24 protein-coding genes are annotated in these 26988 nt (G+C 72.8%); 14 read left to right on the forward strand and 10 right to left on the reverse strand.

Annotated features, from left to right (window positions below; translation table 11 throughout):
- Positions 1–339, reverse strand: a 339-nt coding sequence (locus VR45_RS18425) for a VOC family protein (RefSeq protein WP_045940897.1), incomplete at its 3' end; no start/stop codon positions are given.
- Positions 340–875: 536 nt separating this feature from the next.
- Between VR45_RS18425 and VR45_RS18430 the strand changes: the two genes are divergently transcribed.
- The gene (locus tag VR45_RS18430; protein ID WP_045940883.1) at positions 876–1700 is read left to right on the forward strand and encodes a class I SAM-dependent methyltransferase; all 825 of its coding nucleotides are present in this window, start codon (positions 876–878) and stop codon (positions 1698–1700) included.
- A 13-nt stretch (positions 1701–1713) separates the two neighbouring features.
- Positions 1714–2247 (forward strand): hypothetical protein, encoded by a 534-nt coding sequence (locus VR45_RS18435; RefSeq protein WP_045940884.1) that lies wholly within the window; start codon positions 1714–1716, stop codon positions 2245–2247.
- Positions 2248–2304: 57 nt separating this feature from the next.
- Here VR45_RS18435 and VR45_RS18440 read toward each other — a convergent pair whose 3' ends face one another.
- Positions 2305–3108 carry a VOC family protein gene (locus VR45_RS18440; protein WP_045940885.1) on the reverse strand — a complete coding sequence of 268 codons (804 nt, stop codon included), beginning with the start codon at positions 3106–3108 and terminating at the stop codon, positions 2305–2307.
- 505 nt (positions 3109–3613) lie between these two features.
- Here VR45_RS18440 and VR45_RS45725 point away from each other — a divergent pair.
- The 3 genes from VR45_RS45725 to VR45_RS48730 all read left to right on the forward strand — a co-directional run bounded on the left by VR45_RS45725 (position 3614) and on the right by VR45_RS48730 (position 6729).
- Positions 3614–5563, forward strand: a complete 1950-nt coding sequence (locus tag VR45_RS45725) for a glycoside hydrolase domain-containing protein (protein ID WP_052709188.1) — start codon at positions 3614–3616, stop codon at positions 5561–5563.
- Positions 5514–5720, forward strand: coding sequence for a hypothetical protein (locus VR45_RS47025; protein WP_159394259.1), 207 nt, complete (start codon positions 5514–5516; stop codon positions 5718–5720). Before VR45_RS45725 ends, VR45_RS47025 begins: the two co-directional genes overlap by 50 nt.
- 316 nt (positions 5721–6036) lie before the next feature.
- Entirely contained in the window at positions 6037–6729 is a 693-nt protein-coding gene (locus tag VR45_RS48730; protein WP_286163310.1) for a phosphatidylinositol-specific phospholipase C, read from the forward strand.
- A 72-nt stretch (positions 6730–6801) separates the two neighbouring features.
- Here the strand turns inward: VR45_RS48730 and VR45_RS18455 are convergent, their stop codons facing one another.
- Both VR45_RS18455 and VR45_RS18460 read right to left on the reverse strand, forming a co-directional pair.
- A complete protein-coding gene (locus VR45_RS18455) occupies positions 6802–9306 on the reverse strand; it encodes an RICIN domain-containing protein (RefSeq protein WP_234326035.1) in 2505 nt (834 codons plus the stop codon).
- Between the two features lie 397 nt (positions 9307–9703).
- The gene (locus tag VR45_RS18460) at positions 9704–11089 is read right to left on the reverse strand and encodes an ROK family transcriptional regulator (RefSeq protein WP_078896641.1); all 1386 of its coding nucleotides are present in this window, start codon (positions 11087–11089) and stop codon (positions 9704–9706) included.
- A gap of 320 nt (positions 11090–11409) precedes the next feature.
- Between VR45_RS18460 and VR45_RS18465 the strand changes: the two genes are divergently transcribed.
- The 4 genes from VR45_RS18465 (at position 11410) to VR45_RS18480 (ending at position 16612) form a co-directional block, all read left to right on the forward strand.
- Positions 11410–12708, forward strand: a complete 1299-nt coding sequence (locus VR45_RS18465; protein ID WP_045940886.1) for an extracellular solute-binding protein — start codon at positions 11410–11412, stop codon at positions 12706–12708.
- Between the two features lie 2 nt (positions 12709–12710).
- Positions 12711–13694: a sugar ABC transporter permease gene (locus VR45_RS18470; protein ID WP_078896642.1), complete on the forward strand. Its 984-nt coding sequence runs from the start codon at positions 12711–12713 to the stop codon at positions 13692–13694.
- Positions 13691–14581: a carbohydrate ABC transporter permease gene (locus tag VR45_RS18475; RefSeq protein ID WP_353612701.1), complete on the forward strand. Its 891-nt coding sequence runs from the start codon at positions 13691–13693 to the stop codon at positions 14579–14581. Before VR45_RS18470 ends, VR45_RS18475 begins: the two co-directional genes overlap by 4 nt.
- Positions 14582–14662: 81 nt before the next feature.
- The gene (locus VR45_RS18480; RefSeq protein ID WP_045940887.1) at positions 14663–16612 is read left to right on the forward strand and encodes a DUF5107 domain-containing protein; all 1950 of its coding nucleotides are present in this window, start codon (positions 14663–14665) and stop codon (positions 16610–16612) included.
- A gap of 117 nt (positions 16613–16729) precedes the next feature.
- Here the strand turns inward: VR45_RS18480 and VR45_RS18485 are convergent, their stop codons facing one another.
- Positions 16730–17164 carry a VOC family protein gene (locus VR45_RS18485; protein WP_045940888.1) on the reverse strand — a complete coding sequence of 145 codons (435 nt, stop codon included), beginning with the start codon at positions 17162–17164 and terminating at the stop codon, positions 16730–16732.
- A 322-nt stretch (positions 17165–17486) separates the two neighbouring features.
- Here VR45_RS18485 and VR45_RS18495 point away from each other — a divergent pair, with 322 nt between their 5' ends.
- Positions 17487–18572 carry a methyltransferase gene (locus tag VR45_RS18495; protein ID WP_078896643.1) on the forward strand — a complete coding sequence of 362 codons (1086 nt, stop codon included), beginning with the start codon at positions 17487–17489 and terminating at the stop codon, positions 18570–18572.
- 135 nt (positions 18573–18707) lie between these two features.
- On the opposite strand, the gene VR45_RS18500 is transcribed toward VR45_RS18495, so the two are convergent.
- Positions 18708–19064 (reverse strand): VOC family protein, encoded by a 357-nt coding sequence (locus tag VR45_RS18500; RefSeq protein ID WP_045940890.1) that lies wholly within the window; start codon positions 19062–19064, stop codon positions 18708–18710.
- A gap of 479 nt (positions 19065–19543) precedes the next feature.
- On the opposite strand from VR45_RS18500, the gene VR45_RS18505 reads away from it, so the two are divergent.
- The gene (locus tag VR45_RS18505) at positions 19544–19966 is read left to right on the forward strand and encodes a hypothetical protein (protein WP_159394260.1); all 423 of its coding nucleotides are present in this window, start codon (positions 19544–19546) and stop codon (positions 19964–19966) included.
- Between the two features lie 111 nt (positions 19967–20077).
- Positions 20078–21052: a hypothetical protein gene (locus VR45_RS18510; RefSeq protein ID WP_045940891.1), complete on the forward strand. Its 975-nt coding sequence runs from the start codon at positions 20078–20080 to the stop codon at positions 21050–21052.
- Between the two features lie 111 nt (positions 21053–21163).
- Here the strand turns inward: VR45_RS18510 and VR45_RS18515 are convergent, their stop codons facing one another.
- Positions 21164–21829, reverse strand: a complete 666-nt coding sequence (locus VR45_RS18515) for a hypothetical protein (RefSeq protein ID WP_045940892.1) — start codon at positions 21827–21829, stop codon at positions 21164–21166.
- Between the two features lie 240 nt (positions 21830–22069).
- On the opposite strand from VR45_RS18515, the gene VR45_RS18520 reads away from it, so the two are divergent.
- The gene (locus tag VR45_RS18520) at positions 22070–23377 is read left to right on the forward strand and encodes a YncE family protein (RefSeq protein ID WP_107084213.1); all 1308 of its coding nucleotides are present in this window, start codon (positions 22070–22072) and stop codon (positions 23375–23377) included.
- 59 nt (positions 23378–23436) lie between these two features.
- Here VR45_RS18520 and VR45_RS18525 read toward each other — a convergent pair whose 3' ends face one another.
- From VR45_RS18525 to VR45_RS18535, 3 genes are all read right to left on the reverse strand, one after another.
- The gene (locus VR45_RS18525) at positions 23437–23940 is read right to left on the reverse strand and encodes a hypothetical protein (RefSeq protein ID WP_045940893.1); all 504 of its coding nucleotides are present in this window, start codon (positions 23938–23940) and stop codon (positions 23437–23439) included.
- A 152-nt stretch (positions 23941–24092) separates the two neighbouring features.
- On the reverse strand, positions 24093–25304 hold the full coding sequence (locus tag VR45_RS18530; RefSeq protein ID WP_159394261.1) for a tetratricopeptide repeat protein: 1212 nt from the start codon (positions 25302–25304) through the stop codon (positions 24093–24095).
- Between the two features lie 288 nt (positions 25305–25592).
- On the reverse strand, positions 25593–26078 hold the full coding sequence (locus VR45_RS18535) for an FBP domain-containing protein (protein WP_045940895.1): 486 nt from the start codon (positions 26076–26078) through the stop codon (positions 25593–25595).
- Positions 26079–26149: 71 nt separating this feature from the next.
- Here VR45_RS18535 and VR45_RS18540 point away from each other — a divergent pair, with 71 nt between their 5' ends.
- A complete protein-coding gene (locus tag VR45_RS18540; RefSeq protein WP_045940896.1) occupies positions 26150–26719 on the forward strand; it encodes a TetR/AcrR family transcriptional regulator in 570 nt (189 codons plus the stop codon).
- Positions 26720–26988: the final 269 nt, after the last annotated feature.

The raw sequence follows: 26988 nt of genomic DNA on the forward strand, positions 1-26988 counted from the left end.
CAGGTAGGCGGCATAGACCTCCTCGCCGCCGGCGTGCGGATGGCGGTCGGGGAACATCAGGCGCCAGCCGTGCCGACGAGCCTCCGAGGCCAACTCTTCCACCATGTCCGGTCCGTCGACGTGGAACGCCAGGTGGTTCAGCCCCGGCCGGCAACGGTCATGACGGTCGGCGGTGAGGGCCGTCGACTGCTCGACGACCAGGTAGGTCACCCCGAGGCGCCAGCTGCGCCCACCGCTCCAGTCCTGGAACACCGTGTACCCGAGGGCCTCCAACAACCACCCGAACGAGGCCGTGGCACGGTCAAGGTCGGGAACCCATATCTCGACGTGGTGCAGCATTCCGCTGACGGGCCTCTTCACGCCCCCACCGCCGAGCCTGCCCCGGTCGGCCGCCAGGGTTCGCGTGCCGTTCCCACCGACGGGAGGTCACACCGCGAACGAGCCCGCCGCCGCCTCCGCAGTGCCCCGAAGCCGACGGGACCGCTCTCCTCACTGCCTCCCACAGCACAGCCTCCCCGGTTGTACGTCCCGGGCCCACAGTAGAGCTCGAACCACGACAGAACCACGGTTCGCCCGGGTTCGCGGCCATCTCAGGTGCCCTGCAAGCCCCTGTCATCGGACGTCACCGTCGCCCCGGCCGGAAGCCCCGGCGCACTGGTGAACGGGAACGGGTCGGAAGCCGCATGGCCGTCCGGCAGCGGACAGCGTTCGAGCTCCGGCCCATGGAGGTAGGGCAGGCTGACGAGTAGGTGGTCCGCCCGACCTGTGGGTCCTGGAGCCGGCCCGACCGAACCACCGCCGCCGCGGCGGGCGCCCGCGACTGCGCCGAGTTACTGCCGCGCACCGCTCTGCCCGGTCGTGCCAGGATGCTTGCCATGACTGCACGCGCACTGGGCTTCGGCGTGATCGCGGAGGCCTACGAAAGGTACCGGCCGGGATATCCCGAGGAGTTGGCCGACCTGGTGACGGCGTACGCGGGCCGGCCGGTCCGGACGGCGCTGGAGATCGGGGCGGGGACGGGCAAGGCGACCCGGCTGTTCGCCGGGCACGGAATCGCGGTCACGGCCACGGAGCCCGACGCCGCCATGCTCGCCGTGCTGAACCGCACGGCGCCCGCGAATGTGACGACCGTGCAGACCGCGTTCGAGGACCTGCGGCCCGGTAGGACGTACGGCTTGGTCTACGCGGCGGCGGCCCTGCACTGGACCCGCCCGGACGGCCGGTGGCCGCGCGTGGCCGCGTTGCTGGAGCCGGGCGGGGTGTTCGCCTCGTTCGGCGGCCCGGTCCAGCCGGCCGACCCGGCCGTGGAGGAGGCCGTGCGGGCGGCCCGCGCGCCGTTCCTGGAGAGCGACGACGTTCCGTCCCCCGACGGGACCGCGCCGGACGCGGCGATGCAGTGGCCCGGCACTGAGCTGGAACGGTCCCCGCTGTTCCACGACGTCCGGCAGGCCGTCGTCGAGCGGCGGTGGAGCATGAGCGCCGCCGACTACATCGGCCACCTGTCGACGGTCTCGGCGTACCTCCAACTGCCGCAGGAGGACCGCCGGCGCGCGTTCGAGGCGATCGAGCGGGCCCTGCCCGACCCGGTCGGGATCGCCGCCGACATCGTCGTCCACCTCGCACGCCGACGATCCGACTGCGCGAGTGATTCATCCGACACCCGATCCGGTAACAAAGGTTGTCGAGATGGATTTTGGTAACTACAGTTGTCGCATGACTTCGATCGAGATCACCCCCGAAGAGCGGGCCGAGCTGACCAAGGCCCTCACCGACGCCCTCGATCCACTCGCGGCGGCCATCCGCTCCCGTCAGTCGGGGCTGTCCACCGCCCGTATGTGGGAGGCGGATCCGGTCGAGGTGACGCTGTCCGTCCTCGCCGCCTGGAAGGTGGTCGACACGGAGGTCAAGCAGCTGACGGCGCTCGCGGCGGCGACAGCCGGCTCCTACGGCGCGAACTACGAGCAGCTGGGCACGGTCTGGGGCATCACCCGCCAGGGTGCGCGCAAGAAGTGGCCGGACGCGGTTCCCCGCCCCGCCGCGACGGCGCGGACCGGCGCGGCGCTCGAACTCTTCGGCGGCACGGCCGAACTGACGCAGGACCCGCTGTCCGGCGGCTGGGCCTGGGCGGCCGAAGGCGCGGACGGAACGCGCGGCGCCGCCGGGGACGGCACCTGGTTCGCGACGAAGGAAGAGGCCGCCGCCCATGCCGGCGCCTTCCTCCGGGAGCATGTCGCCACGCTCCCGTAGGCCCGTCCGCTGACCCCGGCAGGCCGGGGTCAGCGGTCCTGGGTCAACGGTCCCGGGTCAGCGGGTGGCGCTCCTGAGGACGGCGAACGGGGCCCCGAACGGGTCGAGGAACATCGCCAGCCGGCCCACGCCCGCGGCGTCCATGGCGAGGATGATGACGGTGGCGCCGAGTTCCCGGGCCCGGACCAGGGCGGCGTCGCAGTCCTCGACCTCGAAGTAGGGGTGCCACTCGGAGGTCGAACCCGCGTCCAGGTGGACCTGCTGCAGCTGCAGGATCCCGCCGTGCGCGGTCGCCCCGCCACCCGCGGTCCCCCCGCCACCGGCCGGCCCGACGACGCTGTAGACGATGCCGCCGCCCATCGACCGGTCCGTGCCCTCCCAGCCCAGGACGCCGGCGTAGAACTTCCCCGCGGCCGCGGCGTCGGTGGTGTAGAGCTCGATCCAGCTCACGCTGCCGGGCTCGTTGACGAGGTCCAGTCCGTCCGTGTCGCGCGGTTCCCACACGGCGAACTCGGCGCCGGTCGGGTCCGTGAAACCGGCCATCCGTCCGGCCGTGAAGACCTCCGTCGGCGGGAAGCGGACGAGGCCGCCGGCGGCCTCGACGGCCCTGGTGGTGGCGTCGGCGTCGGTGGTGCGGAAGTACACCGTCCACGCGGAACTCGCGCCCTGCTCGGTCAGCGGGCCGACGGCCGCCACCGTCCGGCCGTCCTTCCGCAGGAAGCCGTACCCCCCGGCCTCCGGCCCGGCGGAGGCGAACTCCCAGCCGAACAGGCCCCGGTAGAAGGCGCCTGCCGCGGCGACATCGGGCGTCCCCAGGTCGAGCCAGTTCAGCCCGCCCGGGAGCTGCGTGGAGGTCAGCATCTGGTGCTCCTGTCGTCCGTGGTCTCCTCCGGGGCCGATCGGGCCCCGGAGCCTGCCACGAGCCTGGCAGCGGGCACCGCCCCGCACGGCGCACCGACCCCGCGGGGTCAGCCGTTCGGCTCTGCCTGCCGGGGGCGGTGGGCGACGGCGGGGAGCTCGGACCCACCCCCGAGCCCCCGCCGGGGCGGCGCCGTCAGGCGGGGCGGCGCCGTCAGGGCCCGCCCCGGCGGTGTCGTCGGCGCAGGGCGTCCGACCGTTGGGCCGTGCACGAATCGTCCCGGTCCGGCGAAGCCTTCCGACGACGGCCGGGCGGCGTCCCGGTGGCGCGCGGGGTCGCTCCCCCGCGGGGTGAACGGGTGTACACGGAGGGGCTTTTGGGGGGCGGCCGGGCGGACGGGGGGAAAGGGTGTCGATCATCCGGTCCGGAGCTGGATATCGTGTCGGGCGATACCGCGTCGCCGACTTCCCGGCGCGCGGTCTTACGCCATTGTCAGGAGAGATCTGGGTGAAGTCCCGTATCACAGCGCTCCGCAGCGCCGCAGCCGTCGCGGTGGCCGTCCTCATGACGGCGCCCGGCGTCGGCGCGGCCGGAGCCGCGCCTGCCGGGGGGCCGGACACCAAGGCGGTGACGTACCAGGGCCACGTCTTCCAAGTGCCCTCGACCTGGACGGTGGTGGACCTCGCGGTCGACCCGCAGGCCTGCGTCCGTTTCGACCAGCACGCCGTGTACCTCGGCCACCCGGGCGACCAGCAGGTCTGCCCGCCGCGCCTGATCGGCCGCACCGAGGCGCTGCTGGTCGAGCCCGCCGCCGCGGCGGCTCCGGACCGGGAGGGCTCCAACCCCGTCGCGCACACCATCCGGGCCAACGACGGCGTCGTCGCGGTGACCGGCACGTACGACACGGACCAGTCGCTGGTGCGGCGGATCATCACCGGCGCCGGGCTCGTCCCCGCGCCGCAGCGGCAGCCCGCGCCGACCCCGGCGCCCGCCGGGTCGGGGTCGCGGACACCGGTCGCGCCGCGCTCCTCGGCGGCCCAGGCCGCGCCGGCCGACTCCGCGCGGGCCGCGGCTCCGGCTGCCGCACCCGCTGCCGCCGCCGCGATACCCGCGTCGGCGACCAACTACACCGGCAAGGGCTTCGACGCCTGTACGGCGCCCTCCGGTGCCGCGATGAACGCGTGGATGGCCTCCTCCCCGTACCGGGCGGTCGGCATCTACATCGGCGGGTCCAAGCGGGCCTGCGCCCAGCCGAACCTCACGGCCTCCTGGGTCCAGCAGCAGCAGTCCGCCGGCTGGGCCTTCATGCCGCTGTACGTCGGCGTGCAGGCTTCGAAGATCACCGCCCCCGCCACCGAGGGCGCCAACGCCGCCGCCGACGCGGCGGCCCAGGCCCAGAGCCTCGGCTTCTCCCCCGGCGCGGTCCTCTACTACGACATGGAGGCCTACACCACGCCGCAGTACACCGGCGCGGTGCTCGCCTTCCTCACCGCCTGGACCAACGAGCTGCACGCCTGGGGCTACAACTCCGGCGTCTACAGCAGCAGTTCCTCCGGCATCAAGGACCTCGTCGCCAACGCGGGCAACAGCGCCTACACCATGCCCGACGCCGTCTTCAGCGCCAACTGGAACGGCCGGGAGGACACCGAGGACCCGTGGATCCCGGCGGGCTACTGGTCCAACCACCAGCGCGCCCACCAGTACGCGTCGCCGCCGGCCCCGGAGACCTGGGGCGGCTATTCGATCGGGATCGACCAGGACTACCTCGACGTCCAGCTGAACGGCGCCCCGCCGTCCCAGTCCTCGGGGATGTTCCTCGGCGTGCGCCAGAGCTCGGGCAACTGGCCCGGCTTCAGCCCGCTGACGGGCGGGGCGGGCATCTTCCGCGGCTCCGAGGTGGCGATCGCCGGACTGCCGGGCGGCTCCTCGCAGGAGCTCGGCATCGGCCTCGACGGCCTGCTCTACCACGGGACCCGTGCCGCGAACGGCGGCTGGGGCGGCTTCGCCGCGCTCCCCGGCAACGGGACGCCCACCATGGCCGCGCGACGGGCCGCCATCGCGGGCCTGCCGGACGGCTCCTCCCAGGTGCTGGCCGTCGGCGGTGACGGCAACGTCTACCACCGGACCCGGTTCGCGGACGGCAACTGGTCCGGCTTCGCCGCGCTCCCCGGGATCGGCACCCCGACCATGTCGGCCGGGGACGTCGCCGTCGCCGGGCTGCCGGACGGGTCCTCGCAGGTACTGGCCATCGGCAACGACGGCAACGTCTACCACCAGACCCGGTTCGCCGACGGCAACTGGTCCGGCTTCGCCGCGCTCCCCGGTGTGACCACGCCGCAGATGGCGGCCGGCCGGGTCGCGATCGCGGGCCTGCCGGACGGCTCCTCGCAGGTGCTGGCCATCGGCGGTGACGGCAACCTCTACCACGAGACCCGTTTCGCCGACGGCAACTGGTGACGGCAACGCGTACCACAAGACCCGTTTCGCCAACGGCAACTGGTCCGGCTTCGGCGCCGTCCAGGGCCCGTACGGCGCGAGCGTCTTCCCCGCCCAGCGCGCCGCGATCGCCGGCCTGCCGGACGGGTCCAGCCAGCTCGTGATCACCCGCGGCTGACCCCTGCACTCCTCGACACCCGCGCCCCGTCCCCGGCCTTCCGGGGGCGGGGCGCCGGGCTTGCGGCAACCGGTCCGCCCCGCCTCTGGGCAAACCGGGGCGGGGTGCCGACAATGGGCAGGTCAGTCGTTCCGCCCGTTCCGTCCCTGTCCCCGCACACCCAACGGGGGTACCGCACCGTGTCCTTGACCATGCGTACGACAATGAGCCGCCGGGCCTTCGCCCGCGGAGCCGTGCTCGGAGCGCTCGCCGCGGGCGAGAGACAGGGCTCACCCTCCCCGGCACCCACGACACCTGCTCGCTGTACGGCGGCCCGCTGACCCAGACGCAGACCCTGGCGCTGCCCGATCAACTGGCGGCCGGGGTACGGTTCCTCGACATCCGCTGCCGGGCGATCGACGGGGTGCTCGCGATCCACCACGGGCCCGTCTTCCAGCAGATCTTCTTCGGCGACGTGCTCAACCAGTGCCAGGCCTTTCTCGCCGCCCACCCCGGCGAGGCCCTGGTGATGCGGGTCAAACAGGAGTACTCCACCGTCCCCGACACCGAGTTCGGCGCCCTCTTCGCCGACTACCAGCGGCGCTGGCCGGGTCTGTTCCGGACCGAGGACCGGATCCCCGCGATCGGCGAGGTCCGCGGCCGGGTCGTCCTCCTCGCGGACAACTCCGGTCTGCCGGGCATCCGTTGGGGCGGCGGGCGCACCGACATCGAGGACGACTACGACATCGGCACCGTCTTCGACCTCAACTCGCGCAAGTGGCCCGAGGTCTCCGCCCATCTGACTGCCGCCCGGGCCGCCACCGACCCGCAGCGGCTCTTCCTCACCTTCACCTCCAGCTCCGGCTGGGGCCTCTGGCCCCGCCAGGCGGCCGACGCGATCACCCCCAAGCTGCGCGGCTACCTCGGCGGCCTGGACCGCTCCACCCGTCCGGTGCTCGGCACCGTCCCGATGGACTTCGTCACCGCCGACCTGGTGCGCTCGCTGTACGCGCTGAACTTCGGCGCCTGAGCGGGCCCTGCGGACGGAGATCCGCAGGGCCCGTCGGTCGGACCGGTCAGGTCCGCCCTCGCGGTCGGACCGTCAGCCGACGGTCCAGTGCTGCAGGGCGGAGCCGGTGTCGGGCTGCTGGGTGACCAGGGCGCCGTCGGAGAGCGAGGCCGTGGTCAGCAGGAGTCCGCTGTTCTTCGAGGCGATCGTGTAGCCGCCGGCGACGGCGGTGACCACCCACTGCTGGTTGGCACCTCCGGTGCAGGTCCACTGGATGACCTTCGCGCCGGCCGCGGTGGAGCCGCCGCTGACGTCCATGCACAGGTTGGAGAGGCCGTTGACGATCCGGTAGCTGCCGTTCGCCTGCCGGGTGAGGACCCAGTTCTGGTTGGTGCCTCCGTTGGGTGTCCAGGTGACGAACTGCGTGCCCTGGCTCTTGGAGTGGTTCGGGTCGTCCAGTGCCCGGCCCGAAGCGGTCAGCGTGTGGGTGCCGCTGAGCGCCGGGCCGACCGTCCAGGTGAAGGACGTGGTGCCGCTCCCGGTGCCGGAGGAGGCGGTGGCGGTGACCGTCGAGGATCCGGCGGCGGTCGGCGTGCCGGTGACCAGGCCGGCGGGACTGATCGACAGGCCGGCGGGCAGACCGGTCGCCGAGTACGTGAGGGGCTTGCCGACGGAGTCGGTGGCGGTGAGCTGGAGCGAGACGGCGACGTCGACGTTGCCGGTCTGGTTGCCGGGGCCGGTGAAGGTGACGGCCTCGGGCGCGGCCCCGGTCGCGGTCAGCGTCAGGGTCTGCTCGCTCGCGGTGCGGGAGCCACCGACCGGGTTGCCGCCGATGTCGTTCCAGCTGCGGGTGGGCGTGGTCTCGGCGAGCCGGCCGGTGGTCGAGGACAGGCCGATCACCAGACCGCTGTAGCGGTTGACGAGACGGACCGTCCCGGTGGCGGTGTTGTCGGCGGACTTCCCGGGGATGACGAACCACTGCTGCCCGACGGTCGGACCGCCAGGTCCGGCGGGGGTGACCGTCGGCCGGGCGCCCCACGCACGACCCGAGGTGGTACCGGCGTCCACTCCCAGCAGCTGGCCGGTCGAGGAGTTGACGACCTTGTAGGCGCCGTCGCTGTTGGAGGTGAAGACCCACGACTCCAGGGCGGACCCGGTCGCGGCGGCCACCGAGGTGGTGGCGGTGCTGCCGGAGACCTGGGCGAGGACGCGACCGCCTCCGCTGCCGATCCGGTAGGTCCTGGTCTCGTCGACCGGTGCGGCGGCGAGGGCGGAGGCGCCGAGGGTGATGTCGACGTACTCACCGGAGGAGCCGTTGGAGCAGTCGATCGAGCAGTAGGAGCGGAACGTCCTGCCGACGATCGTGGAGCTGGTCCGGTTCGCGCCGTCGAGGAACCAGCGGTACCAGGAGTTGGAGGTGTAGCCGCCGGTGTCGCCGATCAGGGTCCACTTCTGGGTGGAGAGGTCGTCGGTGACGTAGAACCGCTGCGGCGCGGTGCCCGACACGGCCTCCGGCTCACCGATGTAGAGCTTCAGATAGGCGTTGTAGGCCACGTTCATGACGAACAGCGGGGACTTCGGGGGGAGCTTGCCGGCCGCGATCTGCTGCGCCGCGGTGCCGGTGTTGGACGGGCTGTAGTCGCCCTGGACGGGGGTGTAGCCGGTGCTGCTGGAGGCGTCCACCGGGACCTGGTTGCTCTCCAGCCCGCCGACGCCGGGCTGCGACCAGGAGCCGTCGTACCACTTCTGCCAGGAGCCGGCCGCCATCTTCCCGGAGATGGGGGCGCGGGCGACGTGCGCGAGGCTGTCGCTCCAGTTGCCGTTCTTCTCCACGATGCGCGAACCGTAGAAGACGTAGAAGTAGCCCGAGGCGGTGTCGACGAACAACCGCTGGTCGCCGTCGCCGTAGTAGTACGTCTGGTTCGGGAACTGCGCCGTGTCGTTGCGGGTCGTGGAGTACGGCGAGGTCAGCGCGTGGTCCTTGATGGTCCAGGTCTTCCCCTGGTCCTTGGAGACCGCGTAGTCGATCGCGTCGTAGTGGATGCCGTCGCCGAACGGCGACGGGGTGAACTCGTTGTGCACCAGGCCGTACCAGTCACCGGTGTCCGGGTCGACCCAGACACCCGACAGGTCGCAGAAGTTCTTCTGGGAGTAGCTGGTGCTGCCCACCGCGACGGTCGCGGTCAGGCCGGTCGGGCTGTTGTTGCAGCGCCAGGTGGTGTCGTTGTTCCTGTCGTTCGCGTTGTTCGGGTTCACCGCGTCGCTGATCGCGCTCGACCGGGACGCGGTGTCGAAGTCGGTCCCGGTGAAGAAGTCCCAGTACCGGGGCTGGGTGCTGCCGTACAGGGCGGCCGACTGCTGGAAGTAGAACGTGCCGTCCTTGTCGATGTACGGGGAGGCCGGCGTGTCGGTCGGGTGCGCGTACGGGACCGGCTTCCCGACGCCGATCGTGTAGGTGGAGGTGGGCGGGGCCGCCGCCGCGGGTGAGGCGGCGGTGGGCGGGGCCGCCGCCGCGGGGGAGGCGGCGACAGCGCCGGTCAGCGTCAGGGCGGCCGCGGTGAGCACCGCTGCCAGTGCTCTGCGAGGGGGAGCGGACACAGGGACTCCTTCTGGGGCAACACGCGGTGTGGGGGGAGACCGTGAACGACGGCTCCGGCCGTCCGGGAGCGGTGCGAACGGAACGACCGGCGCGGGTCCGCCGGGGGACGGGAGGCCCCGAGCCGGTGTGTGTCGGCTCGGGCGCTCGCCGACCGGGCCCGTCGGCCACGGCCACCGGACAGGGGCTGCGCAGGTGGGCACTCCGCCGGAGCGGACAGGTGTACTGACCCGGTCCGACGATCGCCTGTTCCGATCCTGCCGGGACCTGCAGCAAGGTTCTGCATCAAGTTGCTCATTTGTTGGTCGAATGAAGCAACTTGGAGCAACTTGAAGCAAACGGTGGCAGCGCCCGGTGCCGAAGTCAAGCATCCGACCGCCATGGACACCGGACGGGCCATCAGACCGGCCAGGCGTCGCCCTCCGCCTCGACCGGCCGAACCGGCACGACGGACGGGTCCTGGAAGATCCCCTCGAGTGCCAGGTGCGCACCGCCGCGGGCCGCGTTCGAGAGCCCGAGCGCCGAGGCGGTCACGACGACCCGCCCGGAGGTGGGCGCGATCCTGCGCTCGTCGAGGACCCGCTGCGCCGCGTCCACCAGGTAGCGGCCGAACACGGCGAAGTACCCGCCGAGCACGATCCTGGGCGGGTTCAGCACGTCCACCAGGATGCCGAGTCCGAGCGCCAGGTCGTCCGCGACGGCGGCGAGCGCGGCGAGGGTGCGCGGCTCCCCGGCGTCGGCCCGGCCGAGCAGGTCGCCGAGCCGTTCGGCCAGGTCGATCGACAGGTCGTGCACCCGGTCCGCGGGGACCGCGGCCGCGTCGAGGAAGGCCTGGAGGCCGACGGCCACCTCCCAGCAGCCGGTCCGGCCGCACGCGCAGGGCCGATCGAGCCGGTCGAGCTTCATGTGCCCGACCTCCGAACCGCGCAGCAGCTTGCCGCCGGAGATGCTCGCCCCGCCCACACCGATTCCGCCGGTGACGTAGACGAGTTCCCGGACGTCGGCGCTGGGGGCGGCCAGGTACTCGGCGAGGGCACCGGACTCGGCGTCGTTCTCGACCAGGACGGGCGGTGCGCCCCGGCCGAGCCGCGTGCGCAGCTCGCGGGCCGCCTGGACGCCGCGCCAGCCGAAGTTGGTGGCGACCGCGACCGTTCCGGAGTCGGCGTCGACCGATCCCTGGGTGACGAGGGTGACCCCGATGGCGTGCACTCCGCGCTCGGCCGTCGCGCTGAGGCAGTCCGCGACGAGGTCGGCGACCTCGCGCAGGGCCGCCTGCGGGGTGAGCGCGGGCACGTCGATGGCGCGACGGTCCTCGTGGACGATCGCGCCCCGCAGGTCGAGGGCGAGCACGGTGATGTGGTCGGGGCCGATCTCGGCGCCGATGCCGCAGATCCAGCGGCCGTCGAGCTCGACCATGCGGTGCGGGCGGCCGACCGTGCCGGCGCGGTCGAGCTCTCCTTCGCGGACCAGGCCGCGCTGGATCAGGTCGGCGACCAGGACCGAGACCGTGGCCTTCGGCAGACCGGTCGCGGCGGCGAGATGGGTGCGCGACTGCGCGCCGCTCTCGCGCAGGTGGCGCAGCATCACGCTCAGGTTGGTGCGGCGCAGCGAGGCCTTGTCGGCCGGCTCCGGGTAGCCCGCCATGATGCCGCTCACCGCCGGGGAGGCCGTACCCGGGTGGGTGTGGCCGGCCGTTCCGGTGCCCGTGCCGGTGCTGCCGCGCTGCTCTTGCCGCACGTGGTCTCCTCGTTCCAGGGCCTGCCAGGCCGTGCTGATCCAAACCATGTTAGTTGATGCACCATCTGAATTAACCCATGAAACGGCCGGCGATCGCGGGGCGCCCACCGGGTCGCGCAAGCGCGCCGCGGGGCCGTCGGCGGCGTGCCGGATCGGGCCCAATCCCGGGTCCACGGCGAGCTTTGGTGTCTTCTGTCGGATTTGCCGGGCCGCCCCGGCCGCACCCACAACGGTCCGGCGAACCTCTTGACAGCGTCATTCTTAATTAACACACTAGCCGAACTAACCACCCGCAGTGTTCGGCGGGTCCCCCACCACCGCACCCGGGCAGAGCCCCGTCCGCGGTAGGCAGTAGAGAGGACCTCCCCATGAAGTCGCGCCCGTTCAGAGCGGCCACCCTCGCCATGGCGCTCACGTCACTGGCCGGCGTCGCCGCCTGCAGCTCCGGAGCGTCGTCCGACCAGTCCTCCGGGCAGGTCACGATCGAGTTCTGGGGCTGGGCCCCCGGTTACGAGAAGTCCGTGGAGCTCTTCAACGCCGCCCACCCCGGCATCCACGTCACCTACAGCAAGATCTCGCCCGGCTCCAAGGGCGGCTACACCAAGATGCTCAACGCCGTGAAGGCGGGTAACGCCCCCTGTGTCGGCTCGGTCGGCTTCGAGACCCTGCCGACCTTCGCCGCCGCCGGCGCGCTCCAGGACGCGACCGCCGCCGCCGCGCCCTACGCGAAGGACTACGCCTCCTGGGCCTTCGCCCGGTCCGGGGTCGCCGGCCGCACCTTCGCCCTGCCGGTGGACATCGCGCCGATGGCGCTGATCTACCGCAAGGACCTGTTCGCCAAGTACGGCATCACCACTCCCCCCAGGACCTGGGACGAGTACGCCGCCGACGCCGCGATCATCCACGCGGCCGACCCGAACGCGTACATCACCTACTTCGGCAACGACGCGTACAACTTCGCGGGCCTGGCCTGGCAGGCGGGCGCCAAGTGGTTCGGCACCAGCGGCGACAAGTGGACCGTCGACCTCGACGACCCGGCGACGAAGAAGGTCACCGCGTTCTGGCAGGGCCTGATCGACAAGAAGCTGGTCAAGACCGTGCCGAGCTTCGACACCGCGCTCTACAAGGGCATGGGCGACGGCACGATCCTCTCGGACGTCAACGCCGTCTGGTACACCCCGATCCTGGCCGACAGCGTCAAGCAGACCTCCGGCAACTGGGCGGTCGCCCCGATGCCGGTCTGGGACACCGCGACCCCGGCCGCGGGCAACGCCGGCGGCACGCCCAACGCCGTGCTGAAGGGCTGCAAGCACGTCAAGGAGGCCGTCGAGTTCGCCCACTGGTTCGGCACCGACCAGGCCAGCGTGACCAATCTGATCAAGGCCACCGGCATCTACCCCGCGGCCCTGTCGGGCCTGGAGAACCCGGCGCTGGCCGAGCCGGACCCGTTCTACGGCGACCAGAAGATCTTCGACGTCTTCAAGGAGAGCGCCGGCCGCGTCGACCCGAGCTTCCAGTGGGGCCCCGTGATGACCAAGACCTCCGGCGCACTCGGCGACGGCCTCGGCAAGGCCGGCTCGGGCGGCACCAGCCTGGACGCCGCGCTGGCCGACGCCCAGGCGCAGACCGTGGCGGAGATGAAGACCCAGGGCATGGAAATCGGCTGATCATGCACCCCTCCCCCACCTCGTCCCCGGTGCGCTCCGTCGAGCGCGCCGGGGCGGTCCCGACACCGACCCGGCCGGCCGCGGGCACCGGCCGGCGCCGCCGGACCGACGGCCGCCGCTGGGCCCCGTCGGGATTCCTGCTGCCCTTCGGCGCGCTGTTCGTCCTCACGTTCATCGCCCCGATCTGCTACGCCCTGTACGAGAGCCTCTTCAAGTCGCGCCGCTCCGGGCTCGGGCTCGCCCCGCCCTCCACGGTGTTCACCGGGCTGTCCAACTACACCGACGCGCTGGCCGACCACGCCTTCACCTCCTCCATCGTCCGGGTGCTGCTGATCGGCATCGTCCAGGTGCCGCTGATGCTGGGCCTGGCCCTGGTGCTGGCCCTGCTGCTCGACGCCCGCCGCACCCCTGCCAAGCGGTTCTTCCGGCTCAGCTTCTTCCTTCCGTACGCCGTCCCGGGCGTCATCGGCGGCCTGATGTGGTCCTTCCTCTACCAGCCCGACGTCAGCCCGATCGCCGCCGCACTCGGCCATGTCGGCCTGCACGTCGACTTCACCTCCGACGGCCTGCTGCCCTGGTCGGTCGGCAACATGCTGACCTGGGGCTGGACCGGCTACAACATGATCGTCATCCACTCGGCGCTGAAGGCGATCCCGGGCGAGTTCACCGAGGCGGCGGAGCTGGACGGCTGCACCGGCTGGCGGCTCGCCTGGCACATCAAGATCCCGATGGTCCGCCCCGCGCTGGTGATGACCACGGTGTTCTCCATCATCGGGATGGCCCAGCTGTACAACGAGCCCGTCATCATGAAGGCCGTCGCGCCCAACCTCTCCAGCAGCTGGACGCCGATCATGGCGGCCCAGAACGAGGTCGCGGCGAACAACTACCACGCGGCCGCGACCCGGTCGGTGATCCTGGCCCTGGTGATCTTCGTGCTGTCCTTCGGGTTCATGCGGTTCGTCAACAAGCGTGGAGGCTCCCAGTGAAGGCCCCGGTGAAGATCCCGGCGAAGGTCCCGGTGAAGTCCCCGGCGAAGGCCTCGAACCCGGCCGGGCGCGCCGGGGTGGTCGCCGTCCTCGTACTCGCCGCGGTGTACTCCCTGCTGCCGGTCTGGTGGCTGGTCGTGTCCGCCACCAAGAGCAGCAGCGACCTCTTCTCCAGCAACGGCTTCTGGTTCGCCGGACGGATCGAACTGGTCCACAACGTCTCCACGCTGCTCGGCGTCCAGGACGGCATCTTCGGACGCTGGGTGCTCAACAGCCTGCTCTACGCGGTGGGCGGTGCCGTCGTGGCGACGCTGCTCTCCGCCATGGCCGGCTACGCCCTGGCGAAGTACACCTTCCGGGGCCGCGAGGCCGTGTTCAACACCGTCCTCGGCGCGATCCTCGTCCCGGCCCCGCTGTTCGCGCTGCCGCTGTACCTGATGTTCTCGGCGACCCACGTGGTCAACACCTTCTGGGCCGTCTTCATCCCCAGCATCGTCAGCCCGTTCGGGGTCTACCTGGCACGCATCTACGCCGCCGCCGCCGTACCGGACGAACTGCTGGAGGCGGGCCGGATCGACGGGGCGGGCGAGTTCCGGATCTTCCGGTCCCTCGCGCTGCGGGTGCTCCAGCCGTCACTGGTCACCATCTTTCTGTTCCAGTTCGTGACCATCTGGACCAACTACCTGCTGCCGTCGCTGATGCTCGCCAACGACCGGCTGCAGCCGGTCACCGTCGGGCTGGTCGCCTGGAAGGAACAGCGCGGCCAGACCGTCCCCTACAACCTGATCATCACCGGCGCGCTGCTGTCGGTCGTCCCGATCGTCGTGATGTTCCTCCTGCTCCAGCGCCACTGGAAGGCCGGACTGACCTCCGGCAGCGTCAAGTAGCCCACCGGCCGAGGCCCGTGGCCCCCTGCCCGGGGGCCCGGCCCGGTAGCCACCACCAGACTCCGAAGAGGCAGAACACAGATGAGTGAGCTGCGGCTGACCACGCTGACCCTGCCGACCGCCCCGGTCGGCCCCGTCAACCCCCTTCCGCCGCTCTTCGCCGGCGCCGACCTCCACGAGGTCGCCGACGCGAGCCAGGCCGACGACGAGATGCGGCACAACATCGGCTACGGCCGGGTGCCGTCCGTCATGCCGTACCTGATGCAGGACGGCTACACCCGCGAACGGGCACCCGCCGAACACCCGGCCGCGGTCCTCGAGAACGCCACCCTGCGGGCCACCTTCCTGCTCGGCGCCGGCGGCCGGCTCCGGTCACTGGTCCACAAGCCGACCGGACGCGAACTGCTCTTCCGCAACCCGGTGTTCCAGCCCGCCAACCTCGCACTGCGGGGCGCCTGGCTGGCCGGCGGCGTGGAGTGGAACATCGGCACCATCGGCCACGCCCCCACCACCTGCGAACCCCTGCACGCCGCCCGCGTGGTGCGCCCGGACGGCACCCCCGTGCTCCGGATGTGGGAGTACGAGCGGATCCGCGGCGTGGTCTTCCAGATCGACGCCTACCTGCCGGACGACTCGCAGGTGCTGCTCGTCCACGTCCGGATCACCAACCCGCGCGACACCACGGTGCCGATGTACTGGTGGTCGAACATCGCCGTGCCGGAGGCACCCGACGTGCGGGTGCTCGCCCCCGCGGACGCCGCGTGGCAGTTCTCCTACGACCGCCGGGTCCGCCATGTCGCCCTGCCCGCCCCCGACGGGCGGGACCTGACCCGCACCACGCGGTCCCCGGACGCGGCCGACTACTTCTTCGACGTCCCCGACGGCAGCAGGCGCTGGATCGCCGCACTCGACGGGGGCGGCCAGGGCTTGGTCCAGGTGTCGACCGACCGGCTGCGCGGCCGGAAGCTGTTCCTGTGGGGGCAGGGCGAGGGAGGCAGACACTGGCAGGACTGGCTGTCCGGGCCCGGGAACGCCTACCTGGAGATCCAGGCCGGCCTGGCCCGCACCCAGCTCGAACACGTGCCGATGCCCGCCGGCGCCCGCTGGTCCTGGGTGGAGGCCTACGGGCTCCTGGCGGCCGACCCCGCCGACGTCCACGGCGAGGACTGGGCCACGGCCCGCGAAGCGGCCCGCGCGGGCGTCGACGCACTCGTCCCGCAGAGCGTCCTGGACGCCGAACTCGCCTCCGCGGCGGCGTGGGTGGACCAGGAACCGGGCGAGATCCTGTCGACCGGCTCCGGCTGGGGAGCCCTGGAACGCCACCGGCGTGCCCACGCCGGCGAGCCCTCCTTCGCACCGTCCGGCACGCCGTTCCCCGACGCGACGCTCGGCCCCGAACAGGAGCCGTGGCTGGAGCTCCTCGCCCACGGGCGCCTCACCCCGGCCGAGCCGGCGCAGGCACCCGCCTCCTACCAGATCGACCCCGCCTGGGAGAAGCCGCTCCGGGACGCGGACGGCTGGCTCGCCCTGCTGCACCTCGGCGTCCTGCGCGCCTACGCCGCAGACCCGGAGGAGGCCCGCGAGAGCTGGCTGCGCTCGATCGACAGCCGCCCCACCGCCTGGGCCTGGCGCAACCTCGCCGCCCTCGCCGACCGCGCCGGTGACCTCACCGAGGCCGCCCGGGCCTACCGCGAGGCCCTTCGGCTGGAGCCCGCCCTGGTGCCGCTGGTCCTGGAGAGCGCCGCGGTCCTGCTGCGTGCCGGAGCGCCGCAGGAAGTCCTGCGCCTCCTCGCCGCCCTGCCCGAAGCCCAGCGCCCACTGGGCCGGGTCCGCTGGGCCGAGGCGCGCGATGTGGAGCGCTGCGGCAGGCTGCTCCGGGAGGGCATCGAACTGGCCGACGTCCGCGAAGGCGAGGGCTCCCTGCACGAACTCTGGTTCGCCCACCGGAGTGCGGCCGGCGCCGCCGGGGCCGATCTGCCGCTGCCGCGGTCGTACGACTTCCGCATGCTGGCAGCGGACGGCACCGGCTGACCGGCTGACCGGCTGACCGGAGGCGGAGCATCGGTCCCGTCAGGACCGGACCGGCCGGCGCGTGCCCCCAGCGAGCGACGGTCGGCGGGGCGGTCGGTGCGCCCGATCACGCGGGCGTCAGTCGAGACAGAACTCGTTGCCCTCGACGTCCTGCATCACGAGGCAGGACTCGTTGTAGCCGTCGGCGCGCAGCAGGTAGATGCGGGTCCCGCCGAGCGCCTCCAAGCGGGCGCACTCGGCTTCGAGGGCGGCGACGCGCTCCTCGCCGACGAGGCCGGTGCCGACGCGGACGTCGAGGTGGAGCCGGTTCTTGAGAACCTTGCCCTCGGGGACCCGCTGGAAGTAGAGGCGCGGGCCCACGCCTTCGGGGTCCTGCGCGACGAAGCCGGCGCCCTGGCGCTCGGTCGGCAGGCTGCGGTCGTAGTCGGCCCAGGAGGCGAAGCCCTCCGGCGCCGGCGGGACCACGTAGCCCAGCACCTCGCACCAGAACCGCGCGACCCGTTCGGGTTCCGCGCAGTCGAAGGTGATCTGGACCTGCTTGACCGATGCCATCCGTCCTCCGTCGCACACACTGCCACTGCCGGCCGGGGCCGTCCCCCGGTGATCGTTCACGGCGCGCGCGAGCCTGCCACAGGGTCGGTCCGGGCTCAAACGGTTTTCCCGACGACGCGGCGAACGGGGTGTCGGCGGACCAGGGGGAGGAACACCGTGTCGACGGGCTCTTCGAGGCTGTCGTCGGGGACGGGAGAGGGAGGGCGGGGGACGGAGGGATGTCGCTTTGGGTGTCGGAGCGGTTACTCATGGGCAGTCTCCGGGGCGGACGGCCGGGCAGCGGCATCCGCCCCGGCGACAGCTACCGCAATAGGAGGACGGCATGAGTGACGACGACGGTCGGGCGATCGGCGAGCGGGCCGAGGCAGCCGGAGCCGGCCAGGCCGGGGCGGGCGGACACGAGGAGGCGTTGCGGGCCTCCGCCGCCTTCCTCATCGACGAGGCGCTCGGATTCCTGTTCCCCGCCGCGCTCCGGGCCGCCGCCGAGGTCGGGGTCGCCGACCACCTCGCGGCCGGGCCCGCCCTCCCCGCCGAGCTCGCCGCCGCGACCGGCACGGACGCCCGCAATCTGCACCGGGTCCTGCGACTGCTCGCCACCCGGGGCATCGTGACCGAGGACGAACAGGGCCGCTTCGCCCTCACCGGGGCCGGGCAGGCGCTGCGCAGCGATGTCCCGCACTCGGCGCGGACGGCGATCGGGATGCTCACCGACCGCACCATGTGGGGGCCCGCCGGAGAGCTGACGCACTGTCTGACCGAGGGCGCCACCGCATTCGAGAAGCTCTTCGGCATGCCGTTCTTCGACCACTTCGCCAAGGACGAGCGCACCGCCGCCGTCTTCCACGTGGGCATGGCGGCGATGTCCGATCCGGAGAACGCCCCGATCGCGGCCGCCTACGACTTCCCCGTGAGCGGAACCGTCGTGGACATCGGCGGCGGCCACGGCGGACTGCTGCTGGAGGTGCTGCGCCGCAACCCCGGCCTGGAGGGCGTGCTCTACGACCGCTCCCATGTCCTCGCCGGGAACCGGCTGGACGCGCACGGGGAGATCGCGGGCCGCTGGACGCCGCAGGACGGCGACTTCTTCTCCTCCGTGCCGTCGGGCGACGTCCACCTGCTCAAGCGGATCACCCACGACTGGGACGACGACAGTTGCGTGACCCTGCTCGGCCACTGCCGACGCGCCCTGCGACCGGGCGGCCGGGTCCTGGTCCTGGACGCCGTGGTGCCGCCCGGCAACGTCCCCCACCAGTCGAAGGCGCTGGACCTGATGATGATGGCCTCCCTCACCGGGCGTGAGCGGACCGAGACCGACTTCACGGAGCTCTTCGGGCGGGCCGGCCTGCGGCTGTCCCGGGTGATCCCGACCTCGACGGTGCTGTCGGTGGTCGAGGGCGTCGTGGCCTGAGCCGACCTGACGACCTGACGAGCTGACGGACGGACGACCTGACGGACGGACGGGAGCGGGCCGTGGCCGACCCGCTCCCGTCCGGCGCGACTCCGGCACGACGCCGGCACGACGCCGGCGTGACGCCGGAACAGCTCAGCCGGCGGGCTGCCAGAGCTCGATGCGGTTGCCCTCCGGGTCGGTGACCCAGGCGAACCGTCCGACGCCCTCCATCTCCTGCACGTCCTCCGCGACGTCGGCGCCCCCGGCCCGGAGCTGGGCGAGCATCGCGTCGAGGTCGCGGACGCGGAAGTTCAGCATGCTCTGCTGGCTGCGGGCGCCGAAGTAGTCGGTGGCGGCCTCGAAGGTCGCGAAGACGGTCGGCCCCTGCTCCTGCTGCCACAGGCCGTGCTCGTCCGTGTCCAGGCCCAGGCTCTCGCGGTACCAGGCGGCCAGGGCCGCCGGGTCGGTGGCACGCAGGAAGTAGCCGCCGATGCCGAGGACGCGTTCCATGTTCCGGTTCCTGTTCTGTCGGGATGGGGGCGGTGGCCCATCCTCGCACCGGTGGGGCCGCCCCCGGTCGATGGCCGGTGGCGACGGCGAGTTCCCCCAACGCCCGGAATATTGAATTCCGCTTCCGGAATCTAAAAGAATTCCCCCGCCCGGACCACCTGATATTCCGTCAGAAGTTCTCCCACGATGGAACACCCGTGGCGAATACGGAGATCGGGGAGCAACCGAACGAATCGCCCTCGATCCGGAATGAAGGCGTCTCACGATTGGTCCAGACCATTTCTCAAACCCCAGCTCAGCGGCTCGCGAGCGGGTGAGACGTCTCAAAGCCCGCTTCCCCCCTCGAACCGGCCCGGCCGTTCCGGCACAGTCGTTCCTCGTCGGGCGGTGCACAGCCCGGAACCGATCCGGGAAATCGACCGGCGCCTCAACGGCGAAGGCGCACGGAATTCCCGATCCACCGATGGAGAGGCATGGACATGAAGAAGAAGATCGCGGCCGGCGTACTCGCCGCGGCCACCCTGGGCTCGGTGCTCCTCGGCGCCTCCGCGCCGGCCTTCGCCAGCAGCGGCGGCTGCGTCAGCGGCGACGCGTGCCTCTACTACAGCCCGAACCTCCAGGGCGCCAAGTTCGGCAAGGGCGAGTTCGGCAACTACGACGGCACCTTCGGTGGCGGCGGCGCCGGCAACGGCCAGCCCGTCCTGAACAACGCCGCCTCGGTGTGGAACATGGACCACTACCACAACCTCCGCATCCACTACCGCGAGTTCAGCATCCGCGACAGCGGCCCGAACCAGTTCGTCCCGCACGACCAGTCGGTGAACCTGGGCTACGTGCCGTGGAACGGCGGCTCGGTCAACATGCGCAACAACAACCACTCGCAGAGCTGGGAAACCCTCTAACCAGCACTCGGGGCCCGGCACCCGGGTCGCACCCGCCCCGCCGACCCACCCGCCGTACTGCCCGCCCAGCCGCCCGCGGCACCGCGCGGGCGGGTGCCCGAGGAGCCTCGCATGACACCCCCGCGCCGCGGCCGCCCGCTGCCGGTCCTGCTGCTGACCGCCATTCTGACCGCCGCCCTGGCCCTGACCGCCGGCTGCGCCTCCGGTCCCGCCGGAACCACCGCCGCGCCGCCGCCGTCCACCACGCTCGCTCCGATGGAGCCGCCGCCGATCGGCGACGTCCCCCGGTTGAGCCGGGTCGACGACCGCACCCTGCCGATCGAGGCGTACCTGCTGAGCGGGGAGCAGTTCCGGCAGCTCGACGCGGCCCAGGGCGTGCTGGTCACCCGGTGCGTACGGGGGTTCGGCCTGGACTACTCCGCGCCGACCCCGACCGCGCCCACCACGACCCAGACCACCCACCGGTACGACCCGGTGGAGATCTCCGACGTCTCCGCGAACGGCTACCACTCGCCGGACCGGGACCGCGGGAAGAAGCCGGGCGCGGCGCCGTCCCTCAGCCCCGACGTCACGACCGTGCTCGGCGCCGGCCTCGGTCCGGACGGCAGGCCCGCCCCCGGCACCGCCGCCGAGTACCGGGGCAAGCAGCTGCCGTCCGGCGGATGCATCGCGGACGCGCAGCGGCAACTGGCCGCGCGCGGCGGCACCGGGCGGGACGCCGAGGTCGCGATGGGGATCAACTACGAGGGCTTCGAGCGCTCGCGGCAGGACCCGCGGGTGCTGGCCGTCTTCCGGGACTGGTCGCGCTGCATGACCGAGCGCGGGTACTCCTACGGCACGCCCGGGGACGCGCTGAAGGACCCGCGCTGGGGCGCCACCGCGACCCCGTCGGCCGAGGAGATCGCCACCGCCACCGCGGACGTCGAGTGCAAGGCGCGGGTCAACGTGGTGGGCGTCTGGTTCACGGTCGAGTCCGCGTACGAGCAGGAGCTGGTCCGGCTGAAGCAACCGGAGCTCGCGGCGGCGAGGGCGGGCAACGACGCGATGCTGGAGGTCGCGAAGTCCGTGACGGCTACGGGCGTCTGAGCTGCGGGCTTACGAGCAACAGGACTACGAGCAACGGGGGCCGTCGGCCCGGACGCGTCGGGGGACGACACGTCCGGGCCGGCGGCGTGTCCGGGCCGGTGGCGCGTGCTGTCAGTTGACGTGGACCACCGGGGAGCCCGCTTGGCTGGAGTCGGCCAGCGGGCCGTAGGTCGCCGAGAAGTAGCCCTCGCCCGGACAGAGGCCCGAGCCGCCGCTCTTGACGAAGTGCTCGTTGCGGAAGCTCAGGGTGTGGGTGGCGTTGTCGGAGGTGCCCGTGAAGGCGCCGCTGAGCTGGTAGGTGCAGGTGAGGGTGCCGAACCAGCTGTTCAGCACCGCCGAGGCCTGGATCGGGCCGGCCGCGCCGGCGGCGAGGACGACCGGCTGGCCGCCGCCGAGCGAGAGGTTGTAGGCGAGGTTGCCGACCGTGAGGCTCTTCACCGAGGTGACGCCGGTGACATTGGCCGTGCAGGAGCCGAAGCTCATGCCGGTCAGGGAGGCGGTCGCCGTCCCCGGCGCGTCGGGGTTGGTCAGGGCCCGGGCGGTGAACGGCGAGACGCCGCAGGTCACGCCGGTGGCGCCGGTGGTGGCCGAGTAGAAGGTGGCCTTGGTCCCGGCGGCGAGCGACGCCACCAGGGTGTCGCCCGCGGCCACGGCCGCGCCGGCGGCGTCGCCGGTGGTGAGTACCGGGACGGCGGCGGGGGCGGCGGACGCCGGGACGGCGCCGACGGCCAGGGTCGCGGCGGACGCGGCCAGGGCAAGGCAGGTGCGGATACGCATGGGGGCCTCGTTCTCGGTGGGGGGACGGCGAGCGGGCACGCTTCCGGAGCCCGGACGGGGGGCGGAGGTGGGGGTTTCCGGGAGCTGTCTACGTTGTAGAGCGGTGTCCATGCACCGTCAAGGAGCCTGGCGCGACTTGTTGACGAATCGTCAGCAAGACACCGCACGCCTCTTGCCAGCGGCACCGGGCGCTCCCTACCGTCGAGTACCCCCGGAGCACCGCTCTCCAAGGAGCCCCCGATGTCCTCGACCTCCCTCCCCCGAACCCGGCACCCCCGGCACCCCCGGCACCCCCGACGCCTGCGCACCCTCCTCGGCATCGCGGCCGTGCTCGGCCTGACCCTGCCGGGCGCCACCGCGACCGCCGGCCCGGCGGAACGCCCCGGATCACCCGCCGCCGCGCTGCGGGAGGTGATGTTCGTGGGCAACAACTGGGACGGCACCGCCGACGTCATCACCTCGCGCGGCGACCTGGCCCGGATCGGCCGGATCAACGTCGTCCCCGACAAGGACCGGCGCCTCACCGAGATCTACCTCGACCCGATCAAGCTGGGCTACTTCCTCGGGATCAGGCTCGGCCCCGGCGAGGGCCACGACCAGTTCGTCGACGACATGTACTCCACCCCGGACGGCACGGCCGTCGTCGTCTCCCGGCCGAGCTTCGCCGACGTGGTGTCCATCGACCTCGCCAGCGGCAGGATCAACTGGCGCTTCCCGGTGGCGGGTTACCGCTCCGACCACATGGCGCTCTCGCCCGACGGCACCCGGGTCGTGGTCTCCGCCTCCACCGCCAACACCGTGCACGTCCTCGACATCGCCACCGGCCGCCAGCTCGGCTCGTTCCGGACCGGCGACAAGCCGCACGAGAACCTCTTCACCGACGGCGGCCGGTACATCTGGAACATGTCGATCGGCGACGTCAACACCGTCCTCGACGCCCCCTGGCTGGACTGGACCAAGGGCGATCGCCGGATCACCGTGGCCGACGCGACGACCTTCCGCACCGTGCGGGTGATCGACATGCGGGAGCGGCTGGACGCCTTCGGCCGCCCCGACCTGTCCGACGCCGTCCGCCCCGCCGCGTTCAGCCCGGACGGCTCGACGCTGTACTTCCAGGTCTCCTTCTTCAACGGCCTGGTCGAGTACGACGTCGCCACCGACCGGATCACCCGGATCAGGACCCTCCCCACCAACCCCGCGACCGACGAGGACCGCACCACCTGGGTCAACGACTCCCGCCACCACGGCCTGGCGATGAGCCCCGCCGGGGACCGGCTCTGTGTCGCGGGCACCATGGACGACTACGCCACCGTCGTCGACCGGGCGACCCTCCAGGAAGGGCCGCTGGTCCCCGCCGTCAAGCCCTACTGGGCGACCGTCAACGGCGACGGGACCTCCTGCGTCGTCTCCGAGGCCGGGGCCGACCGGGTCAGCGCCATCGACTTCGCCACCGGGCAGCGCACCTCCTCGGTCGACGTCGGCGACCACCCGCAGCGGGTCCGGCTCGGCCACGTACCCGCCGAGTGGAGCGGCCCGGCGGCGCACTGACGCCGCCACCCGCCACCCGCCCACCTCGGCGTTCCCGCCCTGCCCCGGCCGGGGGTCGGTCAGCCGTCGTGCCGCTGGTAGCCGGCCGTGCCGTGCAGCACCGCTCCGGCGGCCCGGGCCGACTCCAGGCTGCGGGTCAGCAGTTCGGCGCCGGCCGCCGGGTCCAGGTCCATCAGGCCCGGCGGCCAGGTGCCGGGCCGGACGACGAGGACCACGACGGCGCGCCGTCCGGCGGCGGCCGTCAGCCAGCCGGGCGAGGCCAGGACCTCGGAAGCCGGTTCCCAGGCCTGCCGCCCGCCCACCATGACCAGCCGGACCAGGGCGTTCCCCACCAGCTCCACCACCGCTGTGGTGGCGGGCGGCTCCCCCGCGGCCAGGACGAATCCGCTGTCCACCGCGTTGTCGACGAAGGCCTCGAACAGGGTGGGGCCGATCTCCACGATCAGTTCGGCGAAGGGTGGTCCGAGCTCCACCGCCCGCACCGCCAGGGCCCACACCATCGGCACCGAGCCACCGTCACCCGGGCCGTCCGTCTCGTCCGTGTCGTCCGTGTCGTCCGCCATGCCCGGTCCAACGAGCCGACCGCCGATCCGACGCGGCCCCGCCCGGGTGGTCGGACAGGGCCGGACGGGCGGAACAGGGCCGGACGGTCAGACAGGGCAGGGCAGGGCCGGACGGGCGGGCGGGGCAGGGCCGAGCGGTCCGGACGGAACGGTCAGGGCGCGTCCCCCCGCGGCACGGCCGCGCGCAGCCGGCTCTCCAGGGCGACGACCTCCGCGAGCGCGGACGCGTAGAGGTCCGGGATCTCGGCCGCGAGGCCGCGCATCAGCGCGACCGCCTCCGTCGCCGCGGCCAGGCCGCCGGCCAGGTCGAGGCCGGCCTCGGCCCGCACCCGGGCGTGGAACGCCAGCGCCAAGCCCAGGTCGCCCCGCCGCGCCACCGGGTTGAGCGCGGCCTGCTCGCGCATCATCGCGACCGCCCTGGTGGTGACCTCGGCGGCCTCCCGGAACCGTCCCAGGTCGGCGAGCGCCGCCGCGTGCAGGGACAGCGAGTCGGCGAACAGCCCGCCGTGGACTCCCGGTTCGGCCCGGTCCAGCTCCTCCAGGATGGCGACCGACTCCGCCACGGCGGCCAGCGACTCGGCCCGGCCGTTGTGCATCCGGGCCGCGTTGCCCAGCGCCATCGCGAGGTCCCTGCGGTGCACCGCCGGATTGGCCGCGGCCAGCCCGCGGTAGAGCGCCACGGCCTCCTGGATGCTCCTGAGCGCCCGGCGGTGCTGGTTGCGCGCCGACTGACGGCGGGCCAGGTTGTTGACCGCCTGGGCGAGTCCGTGGGTGTGGTCGGCCTGGTCCGCCGCGACCAGCCGGCGGTACAGGGACACCGACTCCTTGGTGACGTCCAGCGCCTCGGCGTGCCGCCCCAGCCGGGACAGCACCACGCCCAACTGGCTGAGCGCGTTGGCGAGCTGGGGACGGAAGGCGTGGTCCGCGCGGGCGAGCTGCCGGTGGAGGTCGACGGACTCCCGGGTCACGGCGACCGCCTCCTGCGGGCGCCCGAGCCCCCACAGCGCGGTGCCCAGGCCGAGCAGGGTGGCGCCCAGCGGGGCGGTGAACGGTGCGGTCACCGCCTGCCCGCGCCCCAGGTCGACCGCCTCGGAGGCAGTGCGCAGGCACTCGTCCCAGCGGCCCAGTTTGGACAGCGCCTCGCAGCGGAGCACCAGGACGTAGGCGAGTGCGGCCGCCGTCTCCCGGTCCGCGGGGCGGCTGCCGGCGGTGCGCCCCCGGAGGAGTACGGCCGCCTCCTCGGTCGCCGTCAGGGCTTCCTCGTAGCGGCCGGCGAGCACCAGTCGGGCGCACCGTTCGAAGGCCGCCCCGGCGGCGTCGGACGGTGCGGCGTCGGACGGACCCGCGGCGTCAGACGGTTCCACGCGGTCGAACGGTCCGTCCGGCGGTGGCGGCTGATCGGCGCCCGGTATCTCCTCGGACATGGCCCTCCCTGGGTTCGGGAGCGGCCGCCGGGTGATCGAACCGCCGCTCGCTGAAGGGAACTGACGGTTCGTCGGATCACCGCCGGGCGGGCCCGGCGGTCTCCTCAGTATGCCCGGCCGGGCCGCCCCCGTACCGCCGAACGGCCGACTCCGGTCGCCGGCGCAGGCCGGTACGGGACGGCGGCGGGGAAGGTCACGCCGTCACCCCGCCGTCGGCGCCGGGCAAGGTCACGCCGTCACCTTGGCGACGAAGGCGGCGAGATTGGCGACCGTGCGCTCGATCTTCTCCTCCAGCGTGAGCGACTCGTGCAGTTTGGTGCCGACCTCCTTCTTGCCGCGGACGTACAGCGAGCAGGCGAGATCGGCGCACATGTACGCGCCGACGGAGTTGCCCTGCTTGCCGGCCTTCCCGGCACGGGCCGCCACCAGCAGCGAGACGCCCCCGGTGTGCGTGGTGACGCACAGCGAGCAGAGGCTGCGGCGGGCCTGCCAGGAGGCGGCGCCGGAGGAGCGCAGCGCGACCGCGACCGGGCGGCCGTCGATCACGGCGGCGAGATAGGCCCGGTCCGGGGCCTGCGGGTCGCGCCAGCCGAGGAAGTCCAGGTCGTCCCAGGGCTGCTCGGCCAGGTCGCGGGGGACGTTCAGACGCGAGGCCTCACCCTTGGTGCAGTTGACGAAGGCGGCGCGGATCTCGGGTTCGGTCAATGGCTTCATAGGAAGCAACGTAAATTACCTAGGCGTCCTAGGCAAATGTATTATGGCTCCAGGTGAGCGAGAGGACGGGTATGGCACGCGTGGGACTGAACACCGAGCGCCTGACGGTGGCGGGGGCGGAACTCGCCGACGAGGTCGGCTTCGACAAGGTGACCGTCTCCGCGCTCGCGCGGCGCTTCGGCGTCAAGGACGCGAGCCTCTACTCCCACGTCAAGAACTCCCAGGACCTCAAGACCAGGATCGCCCTGCTGGCCCTGGAGGAGCTCGCCGACCGCGCCGCCGCCGCCCTGGCGGGCCGCGCCGGCAAGGACGCCCTGACCGCCTTCGCCAACGCCTACCGGGGCTACGCGCACGAGCACCCCGGCCGTTACGCCGCCGCGCAGCTGGACCTCGACCCGGAGACGGCCCGCGCCAGCGCGGCCGTCCGGCACTCGCAGATGACCCGGGCCATCCTGCGCGGCTACCACCTCGCCGAGCCCGACGAGACGGACGCCGTCCGCCTGCTCGGCAGCACCTTCCACGGCTATGTCGCGCTCGAACGCTCCGGCGGGTTCCAGCACACCCCCCGCACGGCCGAGGACAGCTGGGCCAGGATCCTGGACGCGCTGGACGCCCTGCTGCGGGCCTGGCCCGCCGGCTGACCTGCGGCGAACGAACAGCACCGGCGACCGGACAAGCACCGGTACGGGCACGGCGAACGACGACGGGCTCCACCCGGCGCAGGCCGGTGGAGCCCTGTCGTCCGCGGGCCCGCCCCCGCTCCGGTCGGGGCGGGGGCGGGCCACGGGGGCCCGGCCGGGGCGTGGGCGTGGGGGAATCCCGCGCCCCGGCCGGGGGTCTCTGTCAGCCGGTGACCTCGACGACCGAGGTGCGACCGGCCGGAACGGTGACGGTGGCGTAGGTGTAGACG

The organism is Streptomyces sp. NRRL S-495 (genome assembly GCF_000966955.1).
Lineage (GTDB): Bacteria > Actinomycetota > Actinomycetes > Streptomycetales > Streptomycetaceae > Kitasatospora > Kitasatospora purpeofusca.